At 74.6% G+C, this 2312-nt stretch carries 2 protein-coding genes; both read left to right on the top strand.

What is annotated here, in order from left to right; genetic code table 11:
* A partial coding sequence (locus tag RKE29_RS29410; protein WP_312008763.1) for an SDR family NAD(P)-dependent oxidoreductase occupies positions 1–2134 on the top strand: 2134 nt, incomplete at its 5' end.
* Positions 2112–2312: polyketide synthase docking domain-containing protein (locus tag RKE29_RS29405; protein ID WP_312008762.1), on the top strand; the 201-nt coding region annotated here is incomplete at its 3' end. The genes RKE29_RS29410 and RKE29_RS29405, both read left to right, overlap by 23 nt.

Here is a 2312-nt window from a genome sequence, read left to right as displayed (position 1 = left end):
CCATGACGACGTACGGACCGCGGTGACCGCGTTGGGCACGCTGCACGTACAGGGGCATCCGGTCGACTGGGCGCCGCTGTTCCCCGAAGCCCGGACCGTCGACCTGCCCACCTACCCCTTCCAACACCAGCACTACTGGCTCGACGTGCATCCCCTGTTCGGCGCCCCGTCACCGGCACAGGACGACGGGTGGCGCTACCGCGTCGACTGGCGCCACCTCGCCCCGGCGGCCTCCGCCGCCGCCGAGCCCTCCGGCCGCTGGCTGCTGCTGGTGCCTGACCTGGACGAACCGCAGCCGTGGGTGCCGGGTGCCGAGAAGATGCTGGCCGAACGCGGCTGCCAGGTGGCCGTCGTGCGGATCGCGGCCGCGGCGGACCGGTCCGTGCTGGCCCATGCCATCCGGGAGGCCGCCGCCGGAGAGCCGGTCGATGCCGTACTGAGCCTGCTGGCGCTCGACAGCAGGCCGCACCCGGACGCCGACGCCGTGCCCGCCGGGCTGGCCGGCGTGGCACACACCGTGCAGATCTGCGAGGAACTCGGCCTCGGTCCGCTGTGGGTCGCCACCCGGCAGGCCGTATCCGTCGACGGCGCCGACCAGCCCGCCGACGCCGCGCAGGCCGCCGTCTGGGGGCTGGGCCGGGTCGCCGGCCTGGAGAAGCCGCAGCTGTGGGCCGGGCTCCTCGACCTGCCTGAGCACGCCGACGAGCGGATGCGGGACCTGGTCGCCCGGGCCCTCACCGCGCCGGACGCCGAGGACCAGCTGGCCGTACGGGACCGGGGCGTCCTCGTACGCCGCCTGGTGCGCTCCGCCGCGTCGACCACGGCCCCGGGCTGGCAGCCGGGCGGGACCGTGCTGGTCACCGGCGGGACCGGTGGGGTCGGGGCCAACCTGGCGCGGTGGCTGGTCACCCAGGACATCGGGCACCTGCTGCTGGTCAGCCGGCGCGGCCCGGACGCCCCAGGGGCCGCGGAACTGCGCGCCGAGCTGGCCGCCTCCGGAGTCCCCGTGACCATCGAGGCCTGCGACGTCACCGACGCGCAGGCGGTGCGGCGACTGGTCGAGACCGTGCCCGCCGAGCGGGCGCTGAGCACGGTGATCCACGCCGCGGGCGCCCTGGACGACTGCCTGATCGACGACCTGACACCGGGCCGCCTCGCCGCCGCACTGGCGGTGAAGGCCCATGGCGCGCTGCACCTCCACGAGGCGGCCCGGGACGCCCACCTGGTGCTCTTCTCTTCGCTGGCCGGAACCACCGGGACCAAGGGGCAGGGCAACTACGCCGCGGCCAACGCCTACCTCGACGCACTGGCCGAGCGGCGCCGCGCCGACGGCCTGCCCGCCACCTCGGTCGCCTGGGGCGCCTGGCAGGGCGACGGCATGGTGGCCCACGAGGCCGTGGCCAACCGGACGCGCCGCTACGGCCTGCCGCTCATGGCGCCGGACCGCGCCATCGCCACCCTGCGGCAGGTCATGGCCGAGCCGGTGGCCACCCAGGTCGTGGCGGACATCGACTGGCACCGGTTCGCCGCCGACTTCACCGCCGCCCGCCCGAGCCGGCTCGTCGCCGACCTGCCCGAGGTGCGCTCCCTCGGCGGCGCGCGGCAGGACGACCGGGACGGCGACCTGCTCAGCGCGCTGGCCGCCATGCCCGCGCCCGACCGCCGCCGGGCCCTGGTGGAGTTTGTGCAGGAACTGGTCGGCAGCGTGCTGGGCCACGAGTCGCGGGCGGCGATCAGCCCCGACAGTTCGTTCCACGACATCGGGTTCGACTCGCTCACCGCCGTCGAGCTGCGCAACCTGCTCGCCGTACGGATCGGCCTGAAGCTGCCCACGACACTCGTCTACGACTACCCGACGCTGGCGTCGCTCGCCGACCACCTGCACGAACGCCTGGCCTTCGACGACGGCCAGGCCACGGACCCGGCCGACACCCTCCTCACCGAGCTGGACGCGCTCGCCGCGAGACTGGCGGCCGCCGAGCTGAGCCCGGACGAGCGCGCCCGCGTCGGCCGCAAGCTCACGGAGATGCGGTCCGCCTGCGAGCCCAGACCGGAGTCCTCGCGCGACCTGAAGTCCGCCTCCCGCGCGGAAGTGCTCGACTTCCTCACCAATGAACTCGGAATCTCCCGCTGACCCGCCGACCGCCCTCGACAACCGGCGCACACCCTGCGCGGTTCGTCCTCGCCGACCTTCCACATCGTCTGACGTACCGGGAGCGGACCACCACATGCCCAACGACGAAGAGCTCCTCGACTACCTGAAGCAGACCGCCGCCAACCTCCAGGACGCGCGGCGGCGGGTGCGTGAGCTG

It is taken from the genome of Streptomyces sp. B1866, from assembly GCF_031932565.1.
GTDB lineage: Bacteria > Actinomycetota > Actinomycetes > Streptomycetales > Streptomycetaceae > Streptomyces.
The sequence above is the reverse complement of the archived record's forward strand: the minus strand, read 5'-3'. Positions and strand labels throughout refer to the sequence as shown.